The sequence below is a fragment of the Leisingera sp. M527 genome (assembly GCF_025141525.1).
GTDB lineage: Bacteria > Pseudomonadota > Alphaproteobacteria > Rhodobacterales > Rhodobacteraceae > Leisingera.
In genome coordinates this window covers 3,472,847-3,498,743 of record NZ_CP081037.1, presented here as the reverse complement: position 1 = coordinate 3,498,743, position 25,897 = coordinate 3,472,847, and the positions used below count along the sequence as shown (strand labels likewise).

Annotated in this window: 23 protein-coding genes; 11 read left to right on the top strand and 12 right to left on the bottom strand. The window is 63.5% G+C overall.

The genetic code is table 11. The annotated features are described in order from the left end of the window. Nucleotides 1–234 precede the first annotated feature (234 nt). The 3 genes from murJ to K3555_RS17295 are packed head-to-tail and all read right to left on the bottom strand — an operon-like array spanning nt 235 to nt 5,748. The gene (gene murJ, locus K3555_RS17305; protein WP_260006415.1) at nt 235–1,785 is read right to left on the bottom strand and encodes a murein biosynthesis integral membrane protein MurJ; all 1,551 of its coding nucleotides are present in this window, start codon (nt 1,783–1,785) and stop codon (nt 235–237) included. Continuing rightward, nucleotides 1,782–4,622: a [protein-PII] uridylyltransferase gene (locus K3555_RS17300; protein WP_260006414.1), complete on the bottom strand. Its 2,841-nt coding sequence runs from the start codon at nt 4,620–4,622 to the stop codon at nt 1,782–1,784. The genes murJ and K3555_RS17300 overlap by 4 nt, the downstream gene beginning before the upstream one ends. Next, complete coding sequence (locus K3555_RS17295) at nt 4,582–5,748, bottom strand: penicillin-binding protein activator (RefSeq protein WP_260006413.1); 1,167 nt, start codon at nt 5,746–5,748, stop codon at nt 4,582–4,584. The genes K3555_RS17300 and K3555_RS17295 overlap by 41 nt, the downstream gene beginning before the upstream one ends. 87 nt (nt 5,749–5,835) lie before the next feature. Between K3555_RS17295 and rsmI the strand changes: the two genes are divergently transcribed. From rsmI to K3555_RS17275, 4 genes are all read left to right on the top strand, one after another. Continuing rightward, nucleotides 5,836–6,693: a 16S rRNA (cytidine(1402)-2'-O)-methyltransferase gene (rsmI, locus tag K3555_RS17290; RefSeq protein ID WP_260006412.1), complete on the top strand. Its 858-nt coding sequence runs from the start codon at nt 5,836–5,838 to the stop codon at nt 6,691–6,693. A gap of 3 nt (nt 6,694–6,696) precedes the next feature. Continuing rightward, nucleotides 6,697–7,071, top strand: coding sequence for a YraN family protein (locus tag K3555_RS17285; RefSeq protein ID WP_260006411.1), 375 nt, complete (start codon nt 6,697–6,699; stop codon nt 7,069–7,071). Nucleotides 7,072–7,142: 71 nt separating this feature from the next. Beyond that, nucleotides 7,143–8,078, top strand: a complete 936-nt coding sequence (gene gshB / locus K3555_RS17280) for a glutathione synthase (RefSeq protein WP_260006410.1) — start codon at nt 7,143–7,145, stop codon at nt 8,076–8,078. Next, nucleotides 8,078–8,986 carry an alpha/beta hydrolase gene (locus K3555_RS17275; RefSeq protein ID WP_259996995.1) on the top strand — a complete coding sequence of 303 codons (909 nt, stop codon included), beginning with the start codon at nt 8,078–8,080 and terminating at the stop codon, nt 8,984–8,986. Before gshB ends, K3555_RS17275 begins: the two co-directional genes overlap by 1 nt. On the opposite strand, the gene K3555_RS17270 is transcribed toward K3555_RS17275, so the two are convergent. The 4 genes from K3555_RS17270 to cobU form a co-directional block, all read right to left on the bottom strand. After that, nucleotides 8,975–10,483, bottom strand: coding sequence for a YifB family Mg chelatase-like AAA ATPase (locus K3555_RS17270; RefSeq protein ID WP_260006409.1), 1,509 nt, complete (start codon nt 10,481–10,483; stop codon nt 8,975–8,977). The two genes, K3555_RS17275 and K3555_RS17270, sit on opposite strands and share 12 nt — an antisense overlap. A gap of 114 nt (nt 10,484–10,597) precedes the next feature. After that, nucleotides 10,598–11,281 carry a glutathione S-transferase gene (locus K3555_RS17265; protein WP_260006408.1) on the bottom strand — a complete coding sequence of 228 codons (684 nt, stop codon included), beginning with the start codon at nt 11,279–11,281 and terminating at the stop codon, nt 10,598–10,600. A gap of 58 nt (nt 11,282–11,339) precedes the next feature. Continuing rightward, the gene (locus K3555_RS17260; RefSeq protein WP_260006407.1) at nt 11,340–11,921 is read right to left on the bottom strand and encodes a histidine phosphatase family protein; all 582 of its coding nucleotides are present in this window, start codon (nt 11,919–11,921) and stop codon (nt 11,340–11,342) included. Then, entirely contained in the window at nt 11,918–12,436 is a 519-nt protein-coding gene (cobU, locus tag K3555_RS17255; RefSeq protein ID WP_259997015.1) for a bifunctional adenosylcobinamide kinase/adenosylcobinamide-phosphate guanylyltransferase, read from the bottom strand. Before cobU ends, K3555_RS17260 begins: the two co-directional genes overlap by 4 nt. Nucleotides 12,437–12,717: 281 nt before the next feature. Between cobU and K3555_RS17250 the strand changes: the two genes are divergently transcribed. The 7 genes from K3555_RS17250 (at nt 12,718) to K3555_RS17220 (ending at nt 20,221) form a co-directional block, all read left to right on the top strand. After that, nucleotides 12,718–13,596: an RNA polymerase factor sigma-32 gene (locus K3555_RS17250; RefSeq protein ID WP_129369519.1), complete on the top strand. Its 879-nt coding sequence runs from the start codon at nt 12,718–12,720 to the stop codon at nt 13,594–13,596. Beyond that, nucleotides 13,593–14,429: a ChaN family lipoprotein gene (locus tag K3555_RS17245; RefSeq protein WP_260006406.1), complete on the top strand. Its 837-nt coding sequence runs from the start codon at nt 13,593–13,595 to the stop codon at nt 14,427–14,429. Before K3555_RS17250 ends, K3555_RS17245 begins: the two co-directional genes overlap by 4 nt. A 219-nt stretch (nt 14,430–14,648) precedes the next feature. Beyond that, on the top strand, nt 14,649–15,845 hold the full coding sequence (gene coaBC, locus K3555_RS17240; protein ID WP_260006405.1) for a bifunctional phosphopantothenoylcysteine decarboxylase/phosphopantothenate--cysteine ligase CoaBC: 1,197 nt from the start codon (nt 14,649–14,651) through the stop codon (nt 15,843–15,845). A gap of 38 nt (nt 15,846–15,883) precedes the next feature. Next, complete coding sequence (gene dut / locus K3555_RS17235) at nt 15,884–16,339, top strand: dUTP diphosphatase (RefSeq protein WP_260006404.1); 456 nt, start codon at nt 15,884–15,886, stop codon at nt 16,337–16,339. Next, nucleotides 16,339–17,388: a HesA/MoeB/ThiF family protein gene (locus K3555_RS17230; protein WP_260006403.1), complete on the top strand. Its 1,050-nt coding sequence runs from the start codon at nt 16,339–16,341 to the stop codon at nt 17,386–17,388. Before dut ends, K3555_RS17230 begins: the two co-directional genes overlap by 1 nt. Before the next feature lie 12 nt (nt 17,389–17,400). Continuing rightward, complete coding sequence (locus K3555_RS17225; RefSeq protein ID WP_260006402.1) at nt 17,401–17,751, top strand: hypothetical protein; 351 nt, start codon at nt 17,401–17,403, stop codon at nt 17,749–17,751. Between the two features lie 454 nt (nt 17,752–18,205). Next, nucleotides 18,206–20,221 (top strand): M3 family metallopeptidase, encoded by a 2,016-nt coding sequence (locus K3555_RS17220; protein WP_260006401.1) that lies wholly within the window; start codon nt 18,206–18,208, stop codon nt 20,219–20,221. A gap of 132 nt (nt 20,222–20,353) precedes the next feature. On the opposite strand, the gene K3555_RS17215 is transcribed toward K3555_RS17220, so the two are convergent. The 5 genes from K3555_RS17215 to mreC are packed head-to-tail and all read right to left on the bottom strand — an operon-like array spanning nt 20,354 to nt 25,867. Next, nucleotides 20,354–21,286 carry a glyoxylate/hydroxypyruvate reductase A gene (locus tag K3555_RS17215; protein ID WP_260006400.1) on the bottom strand — a complete coding sequence of 311 codons (933 nt, stop codon included), beginning with the start codon at nt 21,284–21,286 and terminating at the stop codon, nt 20,354–20,356. Between the two features lie 16 nt (nt 21,287–21,302). Beyond that, nucleotides 21,303–22,454, bottom strand: a complete 1,152-nt coding sequence (gene rodA, locus K3555_RS17210) for a rod shape-determining protein RodA (protein ID WP_260006399.1) — start codon at nt 22,452–22,454, stop codon at nt 21,303–21,305. After that, nucleotides 22,451–24,397, bottom strand: coding sequence for a penicillin-binding protein 2 (gene mrdA / locus K3555_RS17205; protein ID WP_259987568.1), 1,947 nt, complete (start codon nt 24,395–24,397; stop codon nt 22,451–22,453). The genes rodA and mrdA overlap by 4 nt, the downstream gene beginning before the upstream one ends. Next, complete coding sequence (locus tag K3555_RS17200; protein ID WP_237454976.1) at nt 24,394–24,933, bottom strand: rod shape-determining protein MreD; 540 nt, start codon at nt 24,931–24,933, stop codon at nt 24,394–24,396. Before K3555_RS17200 ends, mrdA begins: the two co-directional genes overlap by 4 nt. Beyond that, entirely contained in the window at nt 24,926–25,867 is a 942-nt protein-coding gene (gene mreC / locus K3555_RS17195) for a rod shape-determining protein MreC (protein WP_260006398.1), read from the bottom strand. The genes K3555_RS17200 and mreC overlap by 8 nt, the downstream gene beginning before the upstream one ends. Between the last annotated feature and the right edge of the window lie 30 nt (nt 25,868–25,897).

The window sequence follows — 25,897 nt, the reverse complement described above, 5'->3', positions numbered from 1 at the left end:
CGCCGGGGGCTCCCGTCTGCTGTCAAAGCCCCTGACAGGGCATTTCCAGCCGTTGGGCCGGGCCGCGCTGGCGCGCGGCGGAAGGTCTGTTGAGAAGTGCATCAGGGGCAGGTTTGCCCTGATGGCGCCATTTCAATTGCAGGAGTGGCCAGCCCTGCCTCAAGTGTGAACCGCGCGTGCGGCGCGGCGGCTACGCCGCCGTTGATCCGGGGCCGGCCTGAAGGCGCGCGGGGGTCAGGCCTGTTTCCGGCGGCTGAGGGCGGTGCGGAACTCCGACAGACGGAAGGCGCCAATCGCTTGGCCTGCGGCGAAGTAGACCACGCCGCCCAGCACCACCAGGCCTAGCAGGGACAGGTAGCGCCAGTAATCCAGCGTGAACAGCCAGCCCGCCGCCGAAGCAACAGCATAGAGCACTGCCCCCATCGCAGCAGAGGCTGCCAGGATTCGCCAGGCGCGGGTGCGGAAGCGGGCGTCGAACCGGGCCTCTTCCCCCATGCCGCGGGCGCCGAGTGCCAGTAGTGCCACCATCACCCAGCCGGCAGCGGAGGCGGCGATGGCAGGGGCGATCCAGCCCAGTACCGGCTTCAGGCCAAAGGCCAGCGCGGCGTTGACAGCCATCGCAACCAGCGCGTAGCGAAAGGGGGTTTTGGTGTTCTCACGCGCGAAGTAGAGCGGCTGCAGGACCTTTTGAAGCATGAAGGCCGGCAGGCCTGCGCCATAGATGGCGACGGCGATGGCGATGGCGGCCACATCCTCAGGTCCGGTTGCGCCGCGTTCATAGAGAACCGAGACCAGCGGCAGCGGCACGGTGATGAAGGCGACGGCAGAGGGCACGGCCAGCAGCAGCGAGAATTCCCCGGCGCGGGACAGGGCGTCCTGAGACCCGGCGCTGTCCCCGGCCCGCAGGCGGCGCGACAGGGCAGGCAGCAGCACGATGCCGACGGCGATGCCGACAACGCCCAGGGGCAGTTGATACAGCCGGTCGGCGATGAACAGCCAGCTGGCCGCCTTTTCGATGTCCGAGGCCACATATTGCCCGACCACCAGATTGATCTGGGTGACTCCCATGGCCAGTGCGGCGGGCACTGCAACACGCATCAGGCTGCGCATTTCGGTGTTCCAACGGGGCAGACCGGGCCGCAAGGTTATACCAGCACGGGCGGCGGCGACCCAGACAAGCGCCAGCTGCGCGACGCCTGCCACCGGGATGGTCCAGACCAGCCACAGGACAACATCGCCGCCCATGAGAGCGCCGGCTGTCATCGCTGCACAGGCAAAAATGTTGAGGAGCACCGGTGCGGCGGCGGCGGCGGCAAAGCGGCCGGTGGCGTTCAGAACCCCGGAAAACAATGCGGCCAGCGACATGAACAGGATGTAGGGAAAGACGACATAACCGTATCCCACCGCCATATCAAACCGCGCATCGCCGACAAAACCGCCGGCCGTCAGCCAGACCAGCCCCGGCATGAACACCATGCCGAGCCCAACCAGCGCCAGCACCGCAGCAGCAAGCAGGTTGAAGGCCTGCTGGGCATAAGTTCTGGCGTCCTCTCCGGCCTCATACCGCTTGGAAAAGGCCGGCACAAAGGCGGCGTTAAAAGCGCCTTCGGCAAAGAAGCGGCGGAACATGTTGGGCAGGCGGAAGGCCACGATAAAGGCATCCAGCACCGGACCGGGGCCAATGAAGGCGGCAATCAGGATCTCGCGGGCGAACCCCAGCACGCGGCTGGCCAGCGTCCAGAACCCAACGGTCAGGAAGCCCGAAAGCAGTTTGATCGGTTTCATACATCCGCCCGTTTTGCGCCTGCAGTGATGGCCTCGCGCAGTTTCTTCTCCAGAGTCCGCTGTTTGGATTCTGCATAGTATTTCAGGCCGAACATGTCTTTGACATAAAAGGCGTCCACCACCTGCTCGCCATAGGTCGCGATGACTGCGTTAGCAATATAGACATTGGCGGCCGCCAGCGCCCGGGCCAGATCATAGAGCAGACCGGGCCGGTCGCGGGTGTCGACCTCGATGATGGTGTAGATTTCCGAACCGTCGTTATCAAAGGTGATATGGGTCGGGACCTTGAAGGCGCGCTCCCGTTTCTTGATCTTGTCACGGGATTTCAGCGCGTCGCGGGTGATCACCTCGCCCTTCAGGGTCTTTTCAATCATCTGCTTAAGCCGGTGCAGGCGGATCGGGTCGAAAGGGTGGCCTTCGCTGTCCTGGATCCAGAAGGCGTCGGTCACATAGCCGTCCTTGGTCGTATAGGAGCGCGCATCCACCACATTGGCCCCGACCAGCGCCAGCGCGCCGGCAATGCGGGCAAAGATGCCGGGGTGGTCTTCCATCACGAAACAAGCGCGGGTCGCGTCACGGTCGACGTCCGGATAGAGCCGTATCATCACCTCGCCCGCGTCGCCCTTGGCGATATAGTCGCGCAGCATCTCGGCGAAATCCACATGTGCGGTAATGTGCAGCCCGTGCCAATAGGGCGGATAGTGCCGGGCGGTTTCGGTTTTGAGGTCGGCTTTGGACCAATCCTGCAACGCCTCGCGCAGGGCTTTTTTGGCCGACGCACCGCGGTGTTCGCGGTTCAGCGCCTCCATGCCGCCTTCAAGCGCTGCACGGGTCTGGCCGTAAAGCGCCCGCAGCAGGGCGGCTTTCCAGTTGTTCCAGGTGTTCGGACCAACGCCGCGGATATCGCAAACAGTCAGCAGCAGCAGCAGGTCCAGCCGTTTGACCGTTTGCACCGCCTTGGCGAAGTCACGCACCGTGCGCGGGTCGGCAATGTCGCGTTTCTGCGCCATGTCGGACATCAGCAGGTGATAGCGCACCAGCCATTCCACGGTCTCGCATTCGGAGGGTTTCAGCCCCAGCCGCGGCGCCACCTTGCGGGCGATCTGCGCACCAAGGATCGAATGATCCTGTTCGCGCCCCTTGCCGATGTCATGCAGCAGCATGGCGACCATCAGCACCTTGCGGTTCAGCCCCTTGCGGAGGATCGAGGAGGACAGCGGCAGCTCATCCTCCAGCTCGCCGCGTTCGATGGCGGCAAAGTTGGAGATCACCTGAATGGTATGCTCGTCCACCGTATAGGAGTGATACATGTTGAACTGCATCATCGCCACGATCGGCTCAAACTCGGGCAGGAAGGCCGACAGCACGCCAAGTTCGTTCATCCGCCGCAGCGCGCGTTCGGAATTGCCGTGTTTCAGCAAAAGGTCCAGAAAGATGCGCCGGGCTTCTTTGTCGTTGCGCATGCCGTCATCAATCAGCCGCAGATTGGCGGTGACCAGCCGCATGGCGTCTGGATGGATCAGCATGCCGGTGCGCAGGGCTTCTTCGAAAATCCGCAGCAGGTTCACCCGGTCTGCCAGAAAGGCTTCCGGGTCCAGCACATCCAGCCGGTTGTGCACCACCTTGTAGCCGGGCTTGATTCGCGGGCGGCGGCGGAAGATGCGTTCCAGCAGCGGCGCGCCTTTTTGCTGACTGGCTTCCAGTTTGGTCAGGAAAATCCGGGTCAGGTCGCCGACCCGTGTGGCATGGCGGAAATACTCCTGCATGAAGATTTCCACGCCGCGGCGTCCGGCCTTGTCCTGGTACCCCATGCGGCTGGCAACTTCGACCTGCAGGTCAAATGTCAGCTGCTCAGTGGCGCGGCCGGTGGCAAGGTGCAGATGCGCGCGCACCGCCCAGAGGAACGTGGCGGCCTTGGCAAACCGCTCCAGCTCTGCCGGGCGGAACAAGCCCAGCGGCACCAGATCTTCGGCGTCCTGCACCTGGTACAAATACTTTGCAATCCAGAACAGCGATTGCAGGTCGCGCAAGCCCCCTTTGCCCTCTTTCACGTTAGGCTCAACCATGTACCGCTGGCCCTGCTTCAGATGGCGGGCGTCGCGCTCGGCCAGTTTCGCCTCGATGAAGTCCGGCGCGTCCTGGGAAAACAGCTCGGCCTTCAGCCGCTTTTCCAGCTCCTTTGCCAGCGGCGCGTGGCCGGCCAGGAAACGCTGCTCCAGCATTGCGGTGCGGATGGTGTAATCCTCGCCGCCCAGCCGGATGCAGTCCTTGATGGTACGGCTTGAATGGCCGACCTTCAGCCGCAAGTCCCACAGGATATAGAGCATGGATTCAATCACGCTCTCGGCCCAGGCGGTGATCTTGTAGGGTGTCAAAAACAGCAGATCGACATCCGAGGCAGGGGCCATTTCGCCCCGGCCATAGCCGCCAACCGCGATAACCGCGATGCGTTCGCCGCGGGTCGGGTTGGCCAGCGGATGAAGCAATTCGCCCGCGACATACAGCGCCGTGGTCACCAGACCGTCGGTCAGGAAGGTGTAAGAGCGGGTCAAGTCCCGCGCCGCAAAGGGGGCTGCGGCGAAGGCTTCGGCGATCGCTGCGCGTCCGGCCTTGTTTGCTTCCTTCAGAATCTTCACCGATTCCGCGCGCAGGGCCGCAGGAGTGTCGTCTTCTGCCAAGGCGATGATCCGGGCCCGGACCGCTGCGGCATCAAAGATGTCCGCAGGATCGCAGATCAGCGGACCTTGAGGTTCGGGAAAGCCGTTGGCGGCGGGCTGCGCGGGGCCGGCAGCGGGTTCAGAACCCGGCACCGGTGAAGCTGCTTGGGGCAGGGTCAATGATCACGACCTTCTGTTCTTGGATGGTGGCAACCGCCAGGCCGCGGTCGTTGGTGCCGTCAGGCAACAGCCGGAAGATGCCGCCGGCCCCCTGGAAACCGGCCCCTTGGGTCAGCGCCGCGCCGGTCAGAGCGTCGGATTTTCCAGCAGCCACCAGCGCGCCGATTGCGGCAATCCCGTCATAGGCCAGGCTGCCGATCGAATGCGGCGATCCGCCATAGCTTGCCTGGTAGCGGGCGCTGAATTGCTGCACCTTGCCCTGGTCGGGCATCGCAAACCAGCCGCCCTGCACGCCGGGCAGGGCCAGGGTCTGGGCCGGAATATCCCAGCGGGTCAGGCCGATATACTGCTTTTCTGCCGGGTCCACACCGGCTTCGGGCAGCAGTTGCGCCAGCAGCGGCAGCGCGCCGGCTGTGGTCGAGGTCAGGAACACCGCATCCGCTTGGCGCGATTCATTGCGGATGGCAGGAATGGCGTTGATTACGCCCTGCTGGGACAGTTCATAACCGACACTGCCAGCGATATTGGCACCGGTCTGGCTTGCGGCGCGCTGAATGGCGGTGCGCCCGGCAACCCCGGCAGCATCGTTGCCGCCGACAATCAGAATGTTCCGTTTGCCGTTGCGGGATGCAAAACCGGTCAGCCTGCGGGCAGTATTGTCAAACGTCGGCCCCAGGATAAAGACATTGCCGCCGGCAATCGCAGGGTTGTTCGAGAAGGCCAGCACGTTGACGCCGCGCTGCCGTGCCGCGATGCCCGCCGCATTGGCGGCTTCGGCGTATACCGGGCCTAGAATGATACGGGCGCCGTCCTTCAGCGCCTGCTGCGCCGCACCCGAGGCCACTTCGGGGCTGCCTGCCGTGTCATAGACCCGCAGATCGATCTGCACGCCTTGCAGGTCGGCAATCGCCATGCGGGCCGCGTTTTCCAGGCTTTGCGCCAGCACGCTGTCGCCCTGCTGCGCTGAGCCGCGCGGCACCAGCAGCGCCACCGGCACCGGCTTGGAGGTGTTGATTGTCGGGCCGCTGCCAAGAGAAACCGGGTCACAGGCAGTCAGGGCAATGGCGGAAACTGCCGCGGCAGCTGTCAGTGCCGCCTTGCGGGCGCGTTTGAAAACAGCAAACATAATGGACTTGAAACTCCGTTCTCCCGGCGCGCTGCGCCGTGTGGGTTTAAGGGCGGATCATAAACGACCAAAAAGGCGGGTCCAGCGTTGAATCACCAGAATGTCATATTGGCCCCAGGGCTTTACTTTGTTGCCACGCCCATTGGCACGGCCCGCGACATTACCCTGCGTGCGCTGGATGTGCTGGCCTCGGCGGATGTGCTTGCGGCTGAGGATACACGCTCACTGCGCAAGCTGATGGAGATTCACGGTGTGCCCCTGGGCGGACGGCGGATCATTGCTTACCACGACCACAGCGGTGCCGCTGCGCGTGCCAAACTGCTGGAGGCGGTGGCGGAGGGCAAATCGGTTGCCTATGCCTCCGAGGCCGGAATGCCGCTGATTGCCGATCCTGGCTTTGACCTCAGCCGGGCGGCGGCAGAGGCAGGCCATACCGTCACCTGCGCGCCAGGCGCCTCGGCGGCGGCCACGGCGCTGACGCTGGCCGGGCTGCCCACGGATGCGTTCTTCTTTGCCGGCTTTCTGCCCAATGCGTCGGGTGCCCGGCGTAAACGGCTGGAAGAGCTGCGGGAGATCCCCGGCACGCTGATCTTCTATGAATCCCCGAAACGTGTTGCGGCCTCGGTGGCGGATATGGCGGCGGTGCTGGGCAACCGTCCTGCTGCAATGTGCCGGGAGCTGACCAAGAAATTCGAAGAAGTGCGCCGCGCGCCGCTGGCTGATCTGGCTGCAGGGCTGGAGGAACGCCCGGTCAAGGGCGAGATCGTGCTGCTGGTGGACCGCGCGCAGGAAGCGGAGGTGAGCGAGGGCGATCTGGAAAACGACCTGCAGGCAGCTTTAAAGGATAATTCGGTCAAGGATGCCGCCGGCATTGTTGCCGAAATGCACGGGCTGCCGCGCCGCAAGATCTATCAGCTGGCGTTGCAACTGGCGAAGGAAAATTAGGCCGTGTCCCGCACCCGGCAGTATCGTGGTGCCCGCGCCCATCTGGCGGGAGAGGCGGCGGAAGAGATTGTTGCGCGCCATTATGAAAACCGCGGCTACACCGTTGCGGAACGCCGCTGGCGCGGGCCGGGCGGTGAGATCGACCTGATCCTGCGCGGCCCCGAGGAACTGGTGTTTGTGGAAGTGAAGCACAGCTCTACCAGTGCCGCTGCGGCCCTGCGGATTACGCCGCGGCAAGTGGAGCGCATCTATGCCAGCGCCGGGCAATATCTGGAAAACGAGCCGCAAGGACAGCTGACACCTGCCCGGTTCGACGCCGCACTGGTGGACGGCACCGGCGCGGTTGAGATCATCGAAAACGCCATCGGCCTGGACTGATCCGCTGCCGCCCCATTGAACCCCGGGGCGCGGTGGGCCATGTATCTGGCCAGTTTACAAGGGATACTGCCATGAAAATCGCCTTTCAGATGGACCCGGTCATGGGCGTGGACATCAACGCGGACAGCAGCTTCCGCCTGGCCGAAGAGGCACAGGCGCGCGGGCACGATCTGTTCTACTACGCCCCCGATCAGCTGGCCTATCAGGAGGGCCGCATCACCGCTCGTGGCCATGACATGACCGTGCAGCGGGTGGCAGATGCTCCGGCGGTGCTTGGCCCGGAGCGCGAGGCGGATCTGGCGGAGTTTGATGTGATCTGGCTGCGCCAGGACCCGCCGTTTGACATGCATTACATCACCTCGACCCATTTGCTGGACATGCTGAAGGGCCAGGCGCTGGTGGTGAATGATCCGTTCTGGGTGCGCAATTACCCGGAGAAGCTGCTGGTGCTGAATTTCCCGGAGCTGACGCCGCCGACCGCCATTGCCCGCGATCTGCAGACCATCAAGGCGTTCAAGGAAAAGCATGGCGATGTGATCCTGAAACCGCTCTATGGCAACGGCGGTGCCGGCGTGTTCCGGCTGGATGCCAATGACCGCAACCTGACTTCGCTGCATGAGCTGTTCACCGGCTTCAGCCGCGAGCCGCTGATCGTGCAGAAGTTCCTGCCCGACGTCAGCAACGGCGACAAGCGGGTGATTCTGGTGGACGGCGAACCTGTCGGCGCCATCAACCGGGTGCCAGCGGCAGGGGAAACTCGCTCGAACATGCATGTGGGCGGACGCCCCGAGAAGATCGGGCTGAGCGAGCGCGATCTGGAGATTTGCGCCGCCATCGGCCCGCTGCTGCGCGAAAAGGGGCAGGTCTTTGTCGGCATCGATGTGATCGGCGACTACCTGACCGAAATCAACGTGACGTCGCCGACCGGAATTCAGGAGCTGGAGCGCTTTGACGGTGTGAACATCGCCGAAAAGATCTGGCAGGCGATCGAAGCCAAGATCAGCTGATGAGCTGGCAGCGCCGGGCCCTGAACGCGTGGATGCGCTATGGCATGAAGCCGGTGCTGCAGCATACCAGCAGCCCGGAGCTGGCGCGGCAGGTGTTTGAGATCATGGCGCCGCGTCTGTATCCGGCGCTGCCCTTTACCCGGCTGCTGCCGCGGCCCGCGCCGGTGCCGCTGAACCTGATTTCAGTTGGCCGGACGCGCCGCAAGCAGATCATTCTGTTCCTGCATGGCGGCGCCTATCTGGCAGGCAGCGCCCGTGCCTATCAGGGGATGCTGTCCCGCCTGTCCCTGGCCACGGGGCTGGAAATTGCGGTGCCCGATTACCGGCTGCTGCAGGATGCGCCTTTTCCGGCTGCGTTTGAAGATGCCCTGGCAGCCTGGCAGCATCTGCGCCGGTCGGGCTATGCCGCTGCCGATATCCTGCTGGCAGGCGACAGTGCCGGCGGCGGGCTGGCGTTGGCTTTGCTCGCCGCGCTGCTGGGGGAAGGGGAACGCCCCGCCGGCCTTGTGGCCTTTTCCCCCTGGTGCGATCTGACGCTGAGCGGGGCAAGTATTGAGGTCAATCGCTCCAGGGATGTGATCATCCCGGCAGGGCGGATGAAGGAAGCCGTTGATCAGTATCTCGCGGGTGCAGACCCTGCGGATGCCCGCGCCTCTCCGTTGTTCGCTGACTTCCCAAACCCGCCGCCGGTGCTGATTCAAGCCGGGGATACCGAGGTGTTGCTGTCAGATGCGCAGCGTATGGTGCAGCGTCTGGAGCAGGCAGGCGGCGCTGTGCGGCTCAGCCTGTGGCGCGATGTGCCGCATGTCTGGCAATTTATGGCGGGTCAGCTGCCCGAGGGGCAGGCAGCACTGGACGAAGCTGCGGCCTTCGCCACATCCGCCTTCGACGGCGGCTCAGCGGGCTGAGGGCAGCCTGAAGCTCAGCGCTTCGGCGAAATGCCGGCGTTGCACCCGGTCTTCGCAGGCCAGATCGGCAATGGTGCGGGCAACGCGCAGAATCCGGTGGTAGCCGCGGGCGCTGAGGCCAAAACGTTCGGCGGCCCGCAGCAAAAGATCACGGCTTTCGGCATCCGGCGCTGCAATATCTTCCAGCACAGCGCCTTCGGCATCCGCGTTCTGGCGCAGGCCGGGATGGCCGCGGAACCGTTCTGTCTGCGTTTCCCGGGCAACCGCGACCCTTTGCGCCACCTGTGCCGAGCCTTCGGCGCAGGGCGGTAACTCCAGGTCGGACACATCCACCGGCGGCACGTCCAGATGCAGGTCGAACCGGTCCAGCAGGGGCCCGGAAATGCGCCCCAGATAATCCGCACCGCACAATGGTGCCCGCGAACAGGCGCGGTTGGCATCAGCCAGATATCCGCATTTGCAGGGGTTGGCCGCAGCGATCAGCATAAAACGGCTGGGGTACTTCACATGGGCATTGGCGCGCGCAACCATCACCTCTCCGGATTCAAGCGGCTGGCGCAGGGTTTCCAGCACCGGGCGGCCGAATTCCGGCAGTTCATCCAGAAACAGCACGCCATTGTGCGCCAGGCTGATTTCCCCTGGCTGCGCCCGCCGCCCGCCACCGGCAATTGCCGCCATGGAGGCAGTGTGATGCGGTTCGCGGAAAGGGCGGGCGCGGCTGATGCCGCCCGCATCAATCAGCCCGCACAAGGAATGGATCATCGAGGTTTCCAGTGCCTCAGGCGGTGAAAGCGGCGGCAGGATCGAGGGCAGCCGTGCCGCCAGCATCGATTTGCCGGATCCGGGCGGGCCGATCATCAGCATGTGGTGGCGTCCGGCGGCAGCAATCTCCAGCGCGCGTTTGGCCTGTTCCTGGCCTTTGACGTCGCGCAGGTCCTTGCCGCCAAGCCCGCTGAGGGCTTCTCCGGGCATGGACGGCTCGATACGCCGCTGGCCGGTGAAATGCTGGATCACCTCGGTCAGTGTAGCCGCACCGATCACCTGTGCAGCATCGACCCAGGCGGCTTCGGGACCGGACAGTTCCGGGCAGAGCAGCATGCGCCCTTCTTCTGCCGCGGTGACGGCTGCGGGCAGGGCGCCCGCGACAGGCATCAGCTGGCCGTCCAGCGACAACTCGCCCAGGGCTATGGTTTCCTCGGCCTTTTCCGCTGGGATGATGCCGATTGCCGCCAGCAGGGCCAGCGCAATCGGCAGGTCGAAATGACTGCCTTCCTTAGGCAGATCTGCGGGTGACAGGTTTATGGTGATCCGGCGGGAGGGCAGGGCGATCGACATCGAAGCAAAGGCCGCCCGCACCCGCTCGCGGGCCTCGGAGACGGCTTTGTCCGGCAATCCGACCACTGAGAACGCTGGCAGGCCGGGGGCAACTGCGCATTGCACCTCGACCAACCGGGCCTCAACCCCTTGAAAGGCAACTGTGTACGACCGTGCCGTCATTTCTCCCCGCCCCTTCTGGTTCAGGGAGAAATGCTTGGTGATCGTGGTTTCCGAAGTATTAACGCCAGCGGTGCCGCCCGGCGAATTCACGCAGAATTCGCGCTGGCCGCCGGTTCAGTCCAGTGACCAGGGCCGCCGGGGCAGATCCCGCGCATAAGGCTCCGGGTCATAGCTGACCTCATGCGCCTGCTCTTGCCAGCGCAGTACTGCCGGGTCGGACAGCAGCAGCTTGCAATAGGCGCGCGTGGCGGCAGAAACCGGCAGTCCGTAACCGATGATGCGTGCGGCAACCGGGGTATAGAACGCATCCGCCAGCGAATACTCTGCGAACAGACAGCCCGCTGACTGGCCGGACACTTGGCGCGCATGGGCAAACAGCGTTTCGATCCGGTCCAGATCCGCCTTAACCGCGCCAGAAGTCTCAAACCCTTCGTAGATATGTGCCAGCTGCATCGGGCATTCACTGCGCAGCGCGTTAAAGCCCGCAACCATTTCTGCCGCCAGCCAGCGCGCAGCGGCACGCTGTGCCGGGTCCGCGGGCCAAAGCCCGGCGTCCGGGTTCTGTTCGGCCAGCGTCTCGGCTATCGCCAGGCTTTCGCCAACAACCGTGCCCTCAGGCGTGCGCAGCGCGGGCACCAGCCGTGCCGGGGCTAGATGCGCCATCTCTTGCGCCATGGTTCCTGAGTACAGCCCCACCAGATGCACCGTATGGGGAAGGGAAAATTTTTCGAGCATGAGCCAGCCGCGCAATGACCAGCTGGAGAACATGCGGTCGCCGATATAGATTTCATAAGCCATGCGCAAAGGCTAGCGCGCTGCATTCAATTTAGAAATGGAATGTTTATGATAGGGTTCATCACGGGCGGTGATTGATTGCACCTGTCTGCCAGCCCTCAGGTCCCAGAACGATTTCACTTACCGACAGGTTGTCGATCCGGTGGCTGAAAGCCTCTTCTGATGTCAGTAATGCCGCCCGCTGTATCTGGGTCAGGATTTGGCCGAAATGCCCCACGACGATCAAGTTGCAGCCCTGATTCGCGGTGATCAGCCCGTCAACAGCTGCGTCCACCCGGTTGCAGACCTGATTCCAGCTCTCGCCGCCCGGCGGTGTTACATCACCCGGCGCCTCCCAATAGTCCCGGATCCGGTCCGGGTCCTCGGCGTCCACCTCGGCCCAGGTTCTCAGCTCCCAGGCGCCGAAATGGATCTCGCGCAGCGCTTCGATATGGGGCAGGCGCTGACGGCTGCCTTGGATCGCGCTGGCGGTCTCCACTGCGCGCAACAGGTCGGACGACACGATCAGCGCGTTCGCCGGCAGGTAATCGGACAGGCGTTTCAGCGCGGCGGTGTCAGACAGGTCAGCGGGCAGATCTGACCAGCCCACCATGCATTTTGCGTGTGTCGGCCCGTGCCGCACCAGGAACAGCCGGCTTGTCATAACGCCCCCTTCAGCACCAGCGGCAGCCCGGCGGTCACTTGCACAACAGTCTCTGCACGCGCTGCCAGTGCGATATTGAGCCGTCCCTGCGCTTCGCGGAAGCGGCGGGCCAGCTTGTTCTCAGGCACGATGCCAAGACCGGTTTCGTTGGAGACGATCACCAGGTCCGCGCGGCAGCGGCCGATTGCGGCCAGCAGGTCCTCTTGTGCAAACGCCAAATCATGTCCGGCCAGCAGATGGTTGGTCAGCCACATGGTTGCACAGTCCATCAGGCAGATTTGCCCGGCAGTCAGCGCATCCAGAACCCGGCTGGCTGTTTCTGGTTCCTCAACAGTGGTCCAGCCTTGCCCTCTTTGTTTGAGGTGGCGAGACACTTTTTCGCGCATTTCACTGTCAAAAATTTGTGCAGTTGCCCAGTAAACCCTGTCTTTTTCAGTGTTTATGCAGAGCTGTTCGGCAAAGGCCGACTTTCCAGAGGCCGCCCCGCCCAGAATAAAAGTTACATTTGCAGGCATTTTTTGCTAACCTGTAAGAACGAAGCCGTTCCTGTGGGTAAACGCAGGGCCCGGTTAAGACAAGAGACCGCAGTATCCCGGGGTTCCACTTATTAAGGCCGGGAAAGTCTGCACAGGGGCCAAAAAACCATTTTGCTTTTCCATTTTTGGCCCGTGGATGTGCCAAGAGTCGTATCCAGTGCACTGATACTGCCGGCCTGCAGAAGACCCGGGCTCAACTTTGTTCCATGCGCGTCCCCAGGCGTCGGTAGTTTGTTAATTAGTTTCCGGGGGGAAATAAAATGGCACTAGATTCCACAATCGAAAACCCATTGCCGCGGCAGGCAATGAAGGCAGAACTTCTGGACGCCGAAACCGAACGGCGTCTGGCCTACGCGTGGCGCGATGACCGCGATGTGAAGTCGCTGCACCGGCTCATCAACGCCTATATGCGTCTGGCGATTTCCATGGCGTCCAAATTCAAGCGGTACGGGGCGCCGATGAACGATCTGATACAGGAGGCCGGGCTGGGCCTTATGAAGGCCGCCGATAAATTCGACCCTGACCGGGGGGTGCGCTTCTCGACCTATGCGGTCTGGTGGATCAAGGCGTCGATCCAGGACTACGTCATGCGCAACTGGTCGATGGTGCGCACTGGCTCCACCTCGTCGCAGAAATCGCTGTTTTTCAACATGCGCCGGGTGCAGGCACAGCTAGAGCGCGAGGCGCGTGCGTCCGGCGCGCGGCTGGACCGGCATCAGCTGCATCAGAAGATTGCCACTGAAATCGGGGTGCCGCTGCGCGATGTTGAGATGATGGAGGGGCGCCTGTCCGGTGCCGATTTTTCGCTCAACGCGGTGCAGTCCACCGATGAAGAGGGCCGCGAATGGATCGACGCTCTGGAAGATGACACGTCACAGGCGGATGAGCTGGTTCAAGAACGGCACGACCGCCGCCAGCTGCGCAAATGGCTGGTGGGGGCGCTGCAGGCGCTGAATGACCGTGAACGCTTTATCATCACGGAACGCAAGCTGCGCGAACGCCCGCGCACTCTGGAAAGCCTGGGCACCGAACTGGGGCTGTCCAAGGAACGGGTCCGCCAGCTGGAGGCCGGGGCGTTCCAGAAAATGCGTAAATGCCTTGAAGGCCAGTCGCGCGAGGTGCACAGACTGCTTTCATGAGAAAGCAGATTAATTTTCTGAAAGTAATGCTAAGCGCCGCCTGTCTGGCGGCGCTTAGCCTGTCCGGCGCCCGGGCGGATGACTTGCCTGCGGCAGCCAGGCTGCTAAGCGGCGCCGATGTTGTGATTCTCGGCGAGGTGCATGATAATCCAGTGCATCACCAGCAGCAGGCAATTCTGCTGGCAAAGCTGCAGCCCAAGGCGGTGGTCTGGGAGATGATCACTCCAGAGCAGGCAGCGGCACTGAATCCTGAAACGCTGGCGAATGCACAGCTGACGGCCCGGCAACTGGATTGGCTGAATTCCGGCTGGCCGGACTTCAGCCTTTACGCGCCGGTGTTCGCAGCGGCTGCCAATGCCCGCCAGTATGGCGCACAGGTGCCGCGGGCAAAGGCTGCAGAGGCATTGGAAATCGGCGTGGCTGCCTATTTCGGGGCTGAAGACGCGGCCCGCTTTGGTCTTAATCAGCCGTTGCCGGAGGCAGAGCAGGCCGCGCGCGAGGCGGATCAGCAGGCGAATCACTGTAATGCGATGCCGGTTGAGATGCTGCCTGTCCTGGTGGACTTTCAACGCCTGCGGGACGCCGCCCTGGCAGAGGCCGCGGATAGGGCACTTGCGGAAACCGGCGGCCCAGTGGCTGTGATCACCGGCAATGGCCATGCCCGCACCGACCGCGGGCTGGCTGTCTACTTGACCAAGGCCCGTCCGGGGGTGCAGATCCGCAGCCTGGGCCAGTCCGAGGAGGGCGGGATCAATGGGGTGTTCGATCTGGTGCTGAACGCTGCTGCTGTCAGCCGCCCGGATCCCTGCCTGGCCTTCCAAATTGGCGGCTGAAAGTCTCTGTACAGCACAGGGCCGGTCTGATTGGAAACGGTACCGCGCCGTGCGTAGCACGGCGCCCGGCCCAACACCGCCAGGGGCGGGGGCCGCGGGCCCGTGCCGCGCGGGGGCGGGAGCCTTTGCATTGGCTTAGGCCGCCTTCCGCTGGGAAAACCGTTTCACACTTTCGCCGCAGCGCAGTAAGGTCGCGGGAAACGGGACAAGGGCGGACAAATGCTGGCTGGCAGACATATTCTCCTGATAATCAGCGGCGGCATCGCGGCCTATAAGTCGCTGGAGCTGATCCGCCGCTTGCAGGACAAAGGCGCGCGGGTGACCCCGGTTCTGACCAGGTCCGGCGCGGAATTTGTAACGCCCCTGTCGGTCTCGGCACTCGCCGGAACCCCCGTGCATCAGGAGCTGTTCGATCTGACGTCCGAGGCCGAGATGGGCCACATCCAGCTGTCGCGCAGCGCCGACCTCCTGGTGGCGGCGCCGGCCACGGCGGATCTGATGGCCAAGATGGCGCAGGGCCACGCCAATGATCTTGCCTCGACCCTGCTGCTGGCCACTGACACCCCGGTGCTGCTGGCGCCTGCCATGAATGTGCGGATGTGGGAGCATCCGGCAACACAGCGCAATCTCGAAACCCTGAAAGCGGACGGCGTCTCCTTCGTTGGCCCCAATGACGGCAGCATGGCCTGCGGCGAATTCGGGCCGGGCCGGATGGCGGAACCGGATGAGATTCTGGCTGCCATCACCGCCCGGCTTGCGGATGGACCTTTGAAGGGCAGACGCATCCTGGTGACCTCTGGCCCGACGCATGAGCCGATTGATCCGGTGCGTTACATCGCCAACCGCTCCTCCGGGGCGCAAGGGGCAGCGGTGGCCCGTGCTCTGCGCGATTCTGGCGCCGAAGTGGTGTTTATCACGGGCCCGGCAGCGGTGCGCCCGCCTGAGGGCGTGCAGATTGTGCCGGTGGAAACTGCGCGCGAAATGGAGGCGGCTGTGCAAGCGGCACTGCCTGTTGATGCCGGGGTCTTTGCCGCGGCGGTGGCGGACTGGCGGGTGGCCAGCGCCTCGGACCGCAAGTTGAAGAAGTCTAAGGACGGGCTGCCGGTGCTGGAATTCGCAGAAAACCCCGACATTCTGAAAACAGTTGCACGGATGGCAAAGGGCCGTCCCAAGCTGGTGGTTGGATTTGCCGCCGAGACCAACGACGTGGTGGAAAACGCCACCGCCAAGCGCAAGCGCAAGGGGTGCGACTGGATCGTTGCAAATGATGTCTCTCCCGCAACCGGCATCATGGGCGGCAGCGAAAACGCAGTGGTCCTGATCTCTGATGACGGCGCCGAGGAGTGGCCGCGCATGGGCAAGGATGACGTCGCCCGCAAACTGGCTGCGCGGATCGCTGCGGCGCTGGCCGGGTGAATTTGAGTATTTGAACAAAGATGAAGCAGGGGACGGGGATGGTAACAATCCGTGTGATCCACGACGAAGGCGCAGACCGGGATGTGCCGCTGCCGGCATATGAGACAACTGGCGCTGCGGGAGCGGATCTGCGCGCTAACCTGCCGGGCGGGGGCACGCTGACGCTTGAACCGGGGGCGCGGGCACTGGTGCAAACCGGGCTGCGCATCGAAATTCCCGCAGGCTACGAGGTCCAGATCCGCCCGCGCTCGGGCCTGGCTCTGAAACACGGGATCACTCTGCCCAACACGCCCGGCACAATCGACAGTGACTACCGCGGGCCGCTAGGGGTGATTCTCTTGAATGCAGGACAGGAATCCTTTGAAATCCGCCATGGCGAACGCATCGCGCAGATGGTTGTGGCGCCGGTGCTTCAAGCCCGGTTTGAGCGTGCGGAAGCACTCTCCGGCACCACCCGCGGCGATGGCGGCTTTGGTTCGACCGGGCGCGGCTGATGCTGCGCATTCTGATCCTGGCAGCGCTGATCTGGTGGGGCGGGCGGTTCCTTGGCCTGCCGCGCAATCTGCGTTTAGGTTTGCTGGCAGTGCTGTTTGCGGCTGTACTGGCGGTGCAGCTGACCCTGCCGGACGGGCACGGTTTGCGGGAGGGCACCGGGGGCTCGGCAGCGCCTTGGCTGCTCTTGGGCGGTTTTGCCATTGTGGCTGGTATCTATGCGCGTATCGTGGCCGCCCTGAAGACCCGCGCCCAGCCTCAGGAAACGAACATGAGTCAGCCTGCCAGCACCTTTACCAAAAGCGAGCTTGACCGCTATGCCCGCCATATTGTCCTGCGGGAACTGGGCGGGGCGGGACAAAAGAAGCTGAAGCAGGCCAAGGTACTGGTGATCGGTGCCGGCGGGCTGGGCGCGCCTGCGCTGCAGTATCTGGCTGCCGCCGGCGCGGGCACAATCGGGGTGATCGACGATGACGTGGTCGACAATGCCAACCTGCAGCGACAGGTGATCCATCGCGACGCAGACATCGGCAAGCCCAAGGTGTTTTCAGCCCAGGCCGCGATGCAGGCGCAGAACCCTTATGTCGACGTGCGCCCTTATAACCGGCGCCTGACCGGGGAGGCCGCGGAGGAGCTGTTTGCAGAGTATGATCTGATCCTTGACGGCACCGACAATTTCGAAACCCGTTATCTCGCCAACCGCACTGCCGTGGCGCTGGGCAAGCCGCTGATCTCTGGTGCGCTGTCGCAATGGGAAGGCCAGCTGAGCGTTTTTCACCCGGCCAAAGGCGGACCCTGCTACCAGTGCATTTTCCCCGAGGCACCGGCGCCCGGTCTTGCCCCCAGCTGCTCGGAGGCCGGGGTGATCGGCCCGCTGCCCGGTGTTGTCGGGTCAATGATGGCAGTCGAGGCGGTTAAGCAGATCACCGGTGCCGGTGCGGTTCTGCAAGGTGAGATGCTGATCTATGACGGGCTCTATGGCGAAACCCGCAAGATCCGCATGGCCAGGCGGCAAGATTGCCCGGTCTGCGGCAGCGCCGGGCACTCCTGACGAGACCTCCCTGTGAACGAAGCCTATTTCATTTCGCTGCTCTGCGGCGCCCTGTTCGGCGGCCAGCCGGAGACAGTGCATAAGTTCACCTATCCAGGCGGCGCGGCATCGATCCGCACAGATTGCGAAAACAATAACCGGGTCATCGAGTTCGGCCTCGATAAGCGCAGCAGCCTGGACAGCATCCAGCAGGCGTTATTTGCGGCAGAGATCACCGGTAAGGAGCCGGTGGTGGTATTGATTGATACCGATGGCAGAATGGGCCGTTTCGAGTGGCGGATCGCCCGGGCGGCCAATATCGCGGATGTTCCGATCCGCATCGTGCCAGCAGCGCTGACCAAAGGTGATGGCGCGAGCGGCTGACCCACCCGTGCCACAAGGTCAGAGCCACCGGTTCCGATCGGCGATCAGGTCTTCGGCGTCCTCCAGTCCGGCGGGCAGGTGAAAAAGCCGTTGCCGGCATAGGTGCGGTATTCTGCCTCTTGCGCCGGGTCGGGACGGGCTGAGCTTTCCATCAGCCCGCCATCTCCCTCCGGGCCACCAGCGACCGCCTCCAAGGTCCTGAACTGATAACCCGGCGGCATTACCGGCGACAAACACCGGGGACATATGCAGCGGTAGTGCCAAAGCACTTGTCGCCGGATCCGGCGCTTCACCGGCGTGGATCGCAGTGGATTGAATGCCTTTGCAGAGTTGCCCTTGGCCGTCGGAACCAACTGACGTCCGCAAATTCCGGACTGGTGCGCCCAGTCATTTGCAAGCCTAATTGCAGCTCCACGGCTTTCCCGTTAGCGTTCCCGGCAAAGGAGACCCGTATATGTCCAATCCGCTTCTGTCCCGCTGGGACACGCCGTTTGAAATTGCCCCGTTCCACAGCATCTCTGACGACGATTTTGCGCCTGCGCTGGAGCAAGCACTTGCGGCGCACACCGCACAGATCGACACCATCGCAAACAGCAGCGAGGCGCCTGGGTTTGCCAATGTGATCGAGGCGCTGGAAACTCCTTGCCGTGAGTTGGAGCAGGTGCTGGGTGTGTTTTTTACTGTGGCAGGCGCCGACAGCAACCCCAAGCGCGAGGAACTGCAGCGGGTGTTCTCGCCCAAACTTGCCGCGCATTTCTCGGCGATCACCGCCAACAAGGCGCTGTATGCACGGGTCAAGGCGGTCTGGGATCAGCGCGATGTGCTGGATCTGACGCAGGAGCAGCAGCGCGTCCTGATGCTGACCCACCGCGGCTTTGTCCGTGGCGGCGCGGCGCTGGAAGGCGAGGCGGATACGCGGATGCAGCAGATCAAGGGGCGGTTGGCGACACTTGGCACTGAGTTCACTCAGAATTTGCTGGCTGATGAGCGCAGCTGGTTCATGGAGCTGACCGAAGAGGATCTGGAAGGCCTGCCGGACTTCGTGATCAGCGCGGCCCGTGCGGCGGGGCAGGAAATGGGCAAGGACGGCCCGGTGGTGACCCTGTCGCGGTCCTTGATCACGCCGTTCCTGCAGTTCTCCCCGCGCCGGGATCTGCGCGAGACAGCCTTTAACGCCTGGGCAGCCCGCGGTGCGGGCGGCGGCGAAACCGACAACCGCGCCATTGCAGCGGAAACTCTGCAGCTGCGCGAGGAGCGTGCCCGGCTATTGGGGTATAAGAATTTCGCTGCCTACAAACTGGAAACCGAAATGGCCAAGACGCCGGACGCGGTACGCGGCTTGCTGATGGATGTCTGGGGCCCGGCCAAGTCCCGCGCCGATGAAGACGCCAAGGTCCTGACGGCGATGATGCAGGCGGACGGCATCAACGGTGACCTGGAACCCTGGGACTGGCGCTACTATGCCGGGAAGCGCCGCAAGGCCGAGCACGATCTGGATGAAGCGGCGCTGAAACCTTACCTGCAGCTTGACCGGATGATCGAGGCCGGCTTTGCCTGCGCAAACCGCCTGTTCGGGTTGGAGTTCGCACCGCTGGACGTGCCGCTCTACCACCCGGATTGCCGCGCTTGGACGGTGACCCGGAACGGTGCCCATGTGGCGGTCTTCATCGGCGACTATTTTGCCCGCGGCTCCAAACGCTCGGGCGCCTGGTGTTCGGCAATGCGCCAGCAGGCGAAATTCCCGCAGGTACAGGCGCCGGTGGTGATCAACGTCTGCAACTTCGCCAAGGGCGACCCGGCGCTGCTGTCCTGGGACGACGCCCGCACCCTGTTTCACGAATTCGGCCACGCGCTGCATCAAATGCTGTCGGATGTGACCTATGAAAGCATCTCGGGCACCTCGGTCGCGCGTGATTTTGTCGAACTGCCGAGCCAGCTGTATGAACACTGGCTGGAAGTGCCGGAGGTGCTGCAGGAATTTGCCACCCACGCGGAAACCGGCGAACCGATGCCGCAGGACATGCTGGAGAAGGTGCTGGGTGCCGCCAACTTCGACATGGGGTTCCAGACGGTGGAATATGTCGCCTCCGCCCTGGTGGATCTGGCCTTTCACGACGGTCCTGCGCCTTCCGACCCTATGGCAAAGCAAGCTGAAGTGCTCGCAGAACTCGGGATGCCGCGGGCGATCATCATGCGTCACGCCACCCCGCATTTCGCCCATGTCTTTGCCGGAGACGGCTATTCCTCGGGCTATTACAGCTACATGTGGTCTGAGGTGATGGATGCCGACGCCTTTGCAGCCTTTGAGGAAGCAGGCGGTGCCTTTGATGCCGAACGCGCCAAGGCATTGGAGGCGCATATTCTATCCACTGGCGGTTCGGTTGACCCGGCTGAGCTTTACACGGCGTTCCGCGGGCGGTTGCCCGGTGTGGAAGCGCTGCTGCAAGGCCGCGGCTTGACCGCACAATAGCCGGCATTGCGCAGGGCGATGCCCCTGAAATGGGTATTTAGGACCAGAAAGAAGCGATAGACCCCGGGCTTCTTTCTGGCCGAAAATACTCTGGGGGAATGCGCCGACAGGCGCAGGGGGCAAAGCCCCGTCCTAATAACCGAGGCTGCGGTCCACCAAATGCAGCAGCGGCTCTCCAGCCTCGGCGCGGCGGATGTTCCCGGCGATCACTTCGGCAGCCGTGCTTTCGCGGGTTTCCGAGGCAATATGCGGAGTAACTGTCACATTTGGGTGCGCCCAAAAGGGATGCTCCGGCGGCAGCGGCTCAACGCGGAACACATCCAGAGTTGCATGCCCGATCCGGCCGCTGCCGAGTGCTGCCAGGAGGGCGTCATCATCTATCAGCGGTCCGCGGCCCGGGTTAATGATCTTTGCCCCTTTGGGCAGCCAGCCAAGCGTCTCCGCATTCAGCGTGTTTTCGGTGGCGGGTGTGTCGGGCAGCAGCAGGATCACAATTTCCGCTTGCGCCAGCGCATCCTTCATACCCTTAGGCCCGGCGTGGCAGGTGACGCTTTCGATTTCTTTTTGCGACCGGCTCCAGCCTGACACCTGAAATCCCAGGGCTGACAGCGCTTTGGCCGAAGCAGTTCCAAGGGCGCCCAGACCCAGTACGGTCACATGGCGGTCCTTGGCCAGCGGCGGCGCCTTTGGTTCCCATTGTCCGTTTTGCCCAAGGATATGCGCGTCCATTCCAAGGTGATAGCGCAGAGTGTGGCCAACCACCCATTCGGTCATGCCCTGCTCCAGCCCGCTATCCACCATCCGCGTGAGCGGCACGGAGGCAGGCACGGCGGGCACGACCTTTTCCACGCCCGCCCAAAGGCTCAGCACGGCCTTTAAGCGATCAAAGCGGGTGAAGTCGCTGATGGGTCCGCTGGGCGCAAAGACGATGTAATCCACCTCTTCCGGAGCGAAATCATTACGCAGTTCGGCATCCAGACCCAAACGGGCGAATTCCGCGTTCAGCAGCGGCTGGTAAACGGGCCAGGCATCGGCGCGGCCGGCAAACAGGACATTGGCGGTCATGGAAACTCCCTGATCTTCAGCGCGAGGATTGGCGCGGGCGGTGGATATGGGCGCTTTGCACAATGCCGAAGGCCCCGAGCAGCACAAGCATTGCCGAACCGCCGTATGAGACCATCGGCAGCGGCACGCCGACCACTGGTGCCAGCCCCATCACCATCGACATGTTGACGGCAAAGAACAGGAAAAAGGTGATGGCAATGCCCAGGATCACCAGCGAAGAAAACCGGTCTTTGGCGGCAATCGCCGAAGCAATGCAGAACAGGATGATCAGCATGTAAATGAACAGCAGGGTAACGCCGCCGATGAAGCCGAACTCTTCCGCCAGGGTGGTAAAGATGAAGTCGGTGTGTTTCTCCGGCAGGAAGTTCAGCCGCGATTGCGTGCCCTGCATGAAGCCCCGTCCGGACCAGCCGCCGGATCCCAGCGCAATCTGCGACTGGGTGATGTGATAGCCCGCGCCTAACGGATCCTGCGAGGGGTCCATAAAAGTGTCGATGCGGCGGAACTGGTAGTCCTTCAACAACTGCCATTCGGTGCCGCGGCTTTGAAATACCGCGCTGACCAGCCCCACGCCGGCTGCGATCACCGCAACGAAATAAGCCCAGTGAACACCGGCCAGGAACATCACCCCGCCGCCGGCGGCCATCAGCAGGATCGAGGTGCCAAGGTCCGGCTGTTTCAGCACCAGTGCCGTTGGCAGCAGGATCAGGAACACTGGCAGCAGCACCCACAAGGGACGCGAGGTCTTCTCGGGCGGCAACCAGTCGTAATAGGCGGCCAGCAGCATGACCAGCGCGATCTTGGTCACCTCGGAGGGTTGCAGCCGCATGAAACCGATGTCGATCCAGCGCTGTGCGCCCATGCCGACGGTGCCGAACAGCTCCACCGCGACCAGCAGCGCCAAAGATCCCAGATAGGCCAGCACCGACACATTGCGCCAGAACCAGATCGGGATCATTGCCACCACAAACATGACGCCCAGGCCCAGGGCAAAGCGTTTGACCTGCGGTTCGACCCAGGGGCTGAACGAGCCGCCGGCCACCGAATAGAGCATCAGAAAGCCGACGCTGGACACTGTGATCAGCAGCAGGGTCAGCCCCCAGTTAAGATACAGTATTTTGCGCAGGCCGGAGGGTGTCGATTTGGCGTGATACTCCAGATAGCTCATGCCTTGCTGCTCCTGCTGCCCAGGGGGCGCTTGACGCGCTCGCGCTCCAGCCGTTCCTGCTGCGCCTTGATCCGGCTCCGGTCTCCCTTGGGGTAGGCCTCCAGCGGCGGGGTTCCATCGTAAAGCGCCTGCAGCAGCACGTCGCGGGCAATCGGCGCCGCAGCTCTGGAGCCGCCGCCGCCATGTTCAACCACCACGGCCACCGCGTATTTCGGCTTGTCATAGGGAGCAAAACAGACGTACAGCGCATGGTCGCGCCGGTCCCAGGGCAGGTCCTCGTTGCGGATCACCCCTGCGGCCCGTTCGGCGGCGGTGATGTTGCGCACCTGGCTGGTGCCGCTTTTGCCGGCCATCCGTATGTTGTCAGCGATGATTCGGGAGCGGTAGCCGGTGCCCCGGCGGTCATTGCTGACCGAATACATGCCGCGCCGCACCATGCGCAGGCTGTTTTCGCTGACATCCAAGGGCTCGCCCGCGCCACTGGGCAGTTCCACCCCGTCGAGCGATTTCAGCAGCCGCGGCGTCACGCTGCGACCGGTGGCGATCCGCGCCGTCATTACCGCCAGCTGTAACGGCGAGGCAAGCGTGAAACCCTGACCGATTGAGGAGTTGGCGGTGTCGCCGATCAGCCAGTCCTTGCCATAGGAACGCGCTTTCCATTCCTTGGTCGGCGTAATCCCCTGGGCCACAGCCGACATCGGCAAATCGTGCCTGATGCCCAGCCCGAATTTGTTGGCCATCGCCGAGATATTGTCGATCCCGGTCTTGATCGCCACGTCGTAGTAATAAACATCGCAGGACCGTTTCAGCGAAGTGTTGAGATCCACATGCCCGTGGCCTGCCCGTTTCCAGCAATGAAAGCGGCGGCCGGCAACTTTCAGATGGCCCGGGCACCAGACGGTTTCGTCCGGCCCGATCACGCCCTGTTCCAACGCCGCCAGCGCGGTGATCATCTTGAAGGTGGAACCCGGCGGGTAGGTGCCCTGCACTGTCTTGTTGGAGAGCGGGCGGTAGTTGTCCTCGGTCAGCATCCGGTAGTCAGCGACCGAGATGCCCCGCACAAACAGATTGGGGTCGAAACTGGGGGAAGAGCAGATTGCACGGATATCGCCGTCTTCGCAGTCAATCACCACCGCTGCGGCGCTTTCCCGGCCCAGCCGGGCCTGCACGTAGTTTTGCAGCTCCGCGTCAGTAGTCAGCTGCATGTCTGCACCGGATATGCCCTCGCGCCGGTCCAGTTCACGCATCACCCGGCCGGTGGCGTTCACTTCGACCCGCTTGGCACCGGCCTTGCCGCGCAGCACATCCTCGCGCTTGGCCTCAAATCCAACCTTGCCGATCTGGAAGCGCGGGATCAGCAGCACCGGCTCGGGGTCTTCCATCTTGCTCAGGTCATAGTCGGACACTGGCCCGACATAGCCCACTACATGCGCGAAATCACCAAGCTGCGGATAAATCCGCGTCAGGCCGACCTCGGGGGTTACACCCGGCAGGGCGGGGGCGTTCACCGCCACCTTGGAGATATCCTCCCAGCCGATCCGGTCGGCCAGGGTGATCGGCAGGAATGGTGGCGACCGTCGCATCTCGGTGCGGGCGCGCTCCAGGTCTTCCGGGTCCAGCGGCAGCAGGCTCGACAGCTTATCAATCACCGCCTCCACATCGCCGGCATCCTCGGGCACCACGGTAATCCGGTAGGAGGGGGAGTTCTGCGCGATGATCAATCCGTTGCGGTCGAAGATCTGCCCGCGGGCAGGCGGCAGCAGGCGGATGTTGATCCGGTTTTCCTCGGCCAGCAGGCGGAATTCATCCGCTTGATCCACCTGCAGAAAACGCATCCTTGCTGCCAGCCCGCCGGCAAAGGCCACCTGCAGCCCGCCCAGCAGCAGTGCCCGCCGGGTCATCTTGCCATGAGAGACGTCCAGATCCTTGGAATTGCGTTTCATCGGCGGCTCATCAGGGTTTCGGCTTCGGAAGGGGACAATTTGCGCACACCCAGAATAGCCTGGCTGACCCAAACTGCCAGCGGATAGGCGGCGATGGTCATCACAATCTGGATCACGGTCAGGCTAAGCGGCGCTTGCGCCACGCCAAACACCACAAGAACCAGCCGGTTCAAAACGGCCATCCCGATCAGGGTCACGCCGGCTGCCAGCCATTCGCTGACGAAGGTGCTTTCCCGGTGCGGGGCCGCACGCGCCTTTAGAAATTCGCAGGCCAGCACCGTCAGCAGCGCCAGCAATCCAGGCGGGCGATGAAACAGCAGATCGGCCAGCAGCATGACCAGCGCAATCGACAGCGCAGGCACAAAATCGGGCCGCCGCAGCGACCAGGTGATTGCCAGCAGCAGCAGGAAATCCGGCGGCGCCCAGAACCTCGGCTCGGTGTTCAACGGCAGCAGGTGAAAAAACATGATCAGCAGCGCCAGAGCGGGAAAGGCTGCGCGCATAGCCCAGATCCGGGCGGGCGAGGTGTTAGCCATTGCCGGCCTCAACCGTGCCTTCGGCGCTGCCGCCACCCAGCCCTTCGGGACGCGGCTGCGGAACCGGGTCACCCGGGGCTGCTCCGACCAACCCGCCGGGATCCTGGATCACCTCGGTGCCGTGGTGGCGCAGCACCCGCAGAAACTCCAGCCGGCTGTAATCGGCGGACAGCCGCACCCGCATCCGGCCCGAGCGGTCCTTGGCCACCTGGCCGATCAGCAGGCCCGCTGGAAAGACAGATCCGTCACCGGAGGAGATCACCCGGTCGCCGGGCCGCACAAGGTCGGGATTTTCCAGAAAACTCAGCACTGGCGCGGCGCTGTTGTCACCGGTGACCAGAGAGGTCTGGCCGGACGGTTGAATGGTGGCCGGAACAGCGCTGGCGGCATCGGTCAGCAGGATCACCCGCGCCGTGTCGCGCCCGGTGCCGGAAATCCGGCCCACCAGCCCGATCCCGTCCATCGCCGCCCAGCCGTCATGCACCCCGTCGCGGCTGCCCACATTCAGCAGCACCGATTGCCGGAAGGGTGAGCCGCTGTCGGCCATCACCACCCCGGTGATATAGGTCAGCTGCGGGTCCAGCCGCACGTTGTTGAAGTCCAGCAGGCGGGCGTTTTCCTGTTCCAGCTGCAGCGCCGCCTCTTTCCAGGCCCGCATTTGCCGCAACTCGCTGCGCAGCTCCCGGTTTTGCTCGGCCAACCGCTGATAGCTTTGGAAGTCGCGCACCAGATTGACGGCGGCGGTGACCGGCACCATGGCCCAGTCCATGCTGGGCACTACCCGGTCAGCCACCTGGGCGCGAAATCGTTCCACGCGCGGGCTGTCGATCCGCCAGACGATGAACACAGCAGCCAGGCACAGGCACAAAACCGCTGTCAGCAGACGCCGCAGCGGGGTTGCATAATCGTCGCGCTGTGACTTGTCCTTTGCCACGTCTCTCCTTCCAGCCGCCCCTCCAGCCCG